The organism is Streptomyces recifensis (genome assembly GCF_002154615.1).
In the GTDB taxonomy this organism is placed as follows: domain Bacteria; phylum Actinomycetota; class Actinomycetes; order Streptomycetales; family Streptomycetaceae; genus Streptomyces; species Streptomyces griseoluteus.
Map to the genome: position 1 here is coordinate 1 of NZ_MUNH01000622.1, position 3,383 is coordinate 3,383.

General features: G+C 75.7%; 1 protein-coding gene. It reads right to left on the bottom strand.

The genetic code is table 11. The features are described 5' to 3' along the window. Positions 1 to 3,120, bottom strand: a 3,120-nt coding sequence (locus tag CCN33_RS27290; RefSeq protein WP_086696097.1) for an NACHT and WD repeat domain-containing protein, incomplete at its 3' end; no start/stop codon positions are given. Positions 3,121 to 3,383 lie beyond the last annotated feature (263 nt).

Here is a 3,383-nt window from a genome sequence, read left to right on the forward strand (position 1 = left end):
CGCCACCGGCCGCTCCGGCGCCGTCACCCGCCACAGCCGGACCCGGCCGTCGCGCGCGGCCGTGGCCAGCACCTTCCCGTCCCGGCGGAACGCGGCGCTGCGCCCGGTCATGTCCGACGTCGGCACCGCCCACAGCCGGGCCCGGCCGTCCCCGCTGCCGGTGGCGAGGGTACGGCCGTCCGGGCTGAACCCCAGCGCGTACATCTCCCCGCTGCTCCCCGCGAGCGGCTCGCCCACCTGGGAGGGGGAGGCGGGGTCGGTGACGTTCCACAGGCTGGCCGTGGAGTCCGCGCTGGCCGCCGCGAGCCTGCCCCCGTCCGGGCTGAACGCCACCGACCACACCGGCCCGGTGTGCCCGGTCAGCGGCGCGCCCAGCAGGGCCGGACGCGCCGGGTCGGTCACGTTCCACAGCCGGATGGTGTCGTCCGCGCTGCCGCTGGCCAGCACCTTGCCATTGGGGCTGAACGCCACCGAATGCACCAGATCGGTGTGCCCGCGCAACACCCCGCGCCGAGCCTTGGCACGCCGGGGGTCGGCCACGTCCCACAGCCGTACGGTGTCGTCGTCGCCCCCCGAGGCGAGGGTCCGCCCGTCCGGGCTGAACGCCACCGAGCGCACCGGCGCACTGTGCCCGCGCAGCGCCCCCAGCGGCTTCGCCCGGTGCGGATCGGCCACGTTCCACAGCCGTACGGTGCGGTCCTCGCCCGCGCTGGCCAGGGTGCGGCCGTCCGGGCTGAAGGCGACCAGGTAGATCGTGCCGTCGTGGCCCGTGAGGGGCTCCCCCAGGGACGTGGGGTGGGCGGGATCCGTGACGTCCCAGAGGTGGATCGTGCCGTCGTCGCCGGCGCTGGCCAGGGTGTGCCCGTCCGGGCTGAACACCGCGCTGCTCACCCAGGACCGGTGCCCGTGCAGCGGGGTGCCCAGCGGCTTGGGGTTCCCCCGGTCCGCGACGTTCCACAGGCGGACGGTGCGGTCGTAGCTGGCGGTGGCGAGGACCTTGCCGTCGGGGCTGAAGGAGGTCAGGTAGACGGCGCCGGTGTGACCGGTGAGCGGGGTGGCGAGCGGGGCGTTCACGATGGAGATCAGCCGGCTGTAGGCGCCCTCGTCGTCCGGGCGCAGCCGGTGCGCGACCAGGTCGAGGCCCGCCGCGAGCGAGGGGTCGGTGTGCTGGACCCGGTCGGCCTCCGCGAGGACCTGCTCGAACACCGCGTCGTTCCGCTGTTGCCAGGCCACCACCGCGGCCCCCGCCGCGAGCACCGCCAGCACGGTGAGCGCGGCCACCGCGGCCCTGCTGATCAGCACGGTGCGCTTGCGCAGCCGTACCGAGGCGGCCAGGAAGTCCAGGGCGCCCCGCGTCAGATAGGTGTCCCCGGCCGTCTCGGCCCAGCCGCGCGCCTGCTCGAGACGGGAGCCCCGGTACAGCAGGGAGCTGTCGCGCTCGGAGTCCTCCCAGGCCCGGCCGTCCTCCTCCAGTCGCTGGCGCAGCAGATGGTCGCCCCGGTTGTCGTCGATCCAGTGCCGCAGCCGGGGCCAGGCGTGCAGCAGTGCCTCGTGGGTGATCTCCACGGTCTCCGCGTCGAGGGTGACCAGCCGGGCGCGGACCAGCGCCTCCAGCGACTCCTCGGTCTTGTCCGGGTCCGTGGACTCGGCTGCCAGCTGGCGCCGGGTGCCGCGCCTGCGGGTGGCCTGGGTGTCCTCACCGAGCCGGACCAGGCGTAGCAGGAGCAGCCGTGCGGCGGTGCGGGCGGCCGGGTCGAGACCGGACCAGGCGCGCTCGGCGGTGGCCGCGACCGCGCCCTGGATGCCGCCCGCGGACCGGTACCCGGCCACGGTCAGCCGGCCGGCCTTGCGGCGCTGCCAGGTGGCGAGCAGGGCGTGGGAGAGCAGCGGGAGCACGCCCGCGTCATGGGCGCCGCGCGGGCCGTCGGCGCTGACCTCGCGGACGATCAGCTCGGTGAGGCCCGCCTCCAGTTCCAGCCCCACCGCCCGCGCCGGTCCGGTCACCGCCTCGCGCAGTTCGGCGGTGGTCAGCGGGCCGAGCACCATGTGCCGGTGCTGGAGGGCGTCGGCGAGTTCGGGGTAGCCGAGGCACTCCTCGTAGAAGTCGGCGCGGATGCCGAGGACGACCTGGACGGCGGCGGGCCCGGCCGGTCCGGGCGTGCAGGCGGCGTGCAGGAACTGGACGAAGGCCCGGCGGTCGGCCTCGCTCGGGCAGAGGGTGAAGGTCTCCTCGAACTGGTCCACGATCAGGACCGGCCGGGCCGTCCTGCGGGCCGCGGGCGCGGGGGACTCGGGTGAGGAGCGGGGGCCGGGGATGCTGACGGTGCCCGGCGGCCGCCGGCCGAGGGCCCACTCGGCGACCGCCTCCCGTATCGCCCCGGCGGCCGGGCTCCGGTCCTCCTCCCCGGCGGCCCGCGCCTCGGCGGCGAGCGGGGCGAGGGCCGGCACCAGGCGGGTCAGCTCCGCCAGCGGATCGGCGCCCGGCACGAGCTGGAGGACCGTGTGCGCGCCCTCCTCCTCCAGGGCGGGCACCAGGCCGGCGTTGAGGAGGGAGGACTTCCCGGCGCCCGAGGCACCGACCAGCATCACCAGTCCCCCGCCGTGCTCGGCGGCCCGCAACTGGGCCACCAGCGCCTCCGTGCCCCGCTCCCGGCCGAAGAACCAGCGGGCGTCCTGCTGCCGGTAGGGGGCGAGGCCCCGGTACGGACACACCGGCGACTCGGCGGGAGGTGGTTCTGCCGCGGGGCCCTCGGGGCGCTCGCCCACCGGGTCGGCCAGGGCGCGTTCCCACAGCCGTTGCCACTGGGCCAGGTCGTACAGGCCGCTGGAGACCGGGGTGGGGCTGGCGCGGCGGGCCTCGGGGATGAGGATCTGGAGGACGGCGGCCAGGGCGGCGAACTGGGCGGGCGCGTTCTTGGCCCGCCGCCAGTCGCTGATGCGCTGCGCGGAGACCCGTACCGGACGGCCGCGCTCGTCCACCCGCTGGAGCCGGACGACCGCCTCCGAGACGCTTTTCAGGGGCGGATTCCCGGCTTCCCGGTACAGCAGGGCGAGGCGTTCGGCGAAGGCTGTGCGTGCCCCTGAGTCGGAACCCAAGGTCCCACCCCTCACTTCCCCCATCTGATGCGTCCGGACCGGAAAACTCACCCTATACGGCTGACCTGCGGGAAAGCCCTGGTTGGGCGGTCCGGATCTCCTCGCCGGTTGCCACAGATGGCAGGATCGCATCGCGGTAGCGGAGCTGTCACACACCGTCCGGACAGGCCACCGGCCCGGTCCGCCGGCGGGTCCCCGCCCGGCGCCGAACGTTCTCGGTCAAAGTTCACCGGGACCGGCGCACGGCGTGGCGGGACGCCACGAGATCCACGGACCCACCGTGCCGG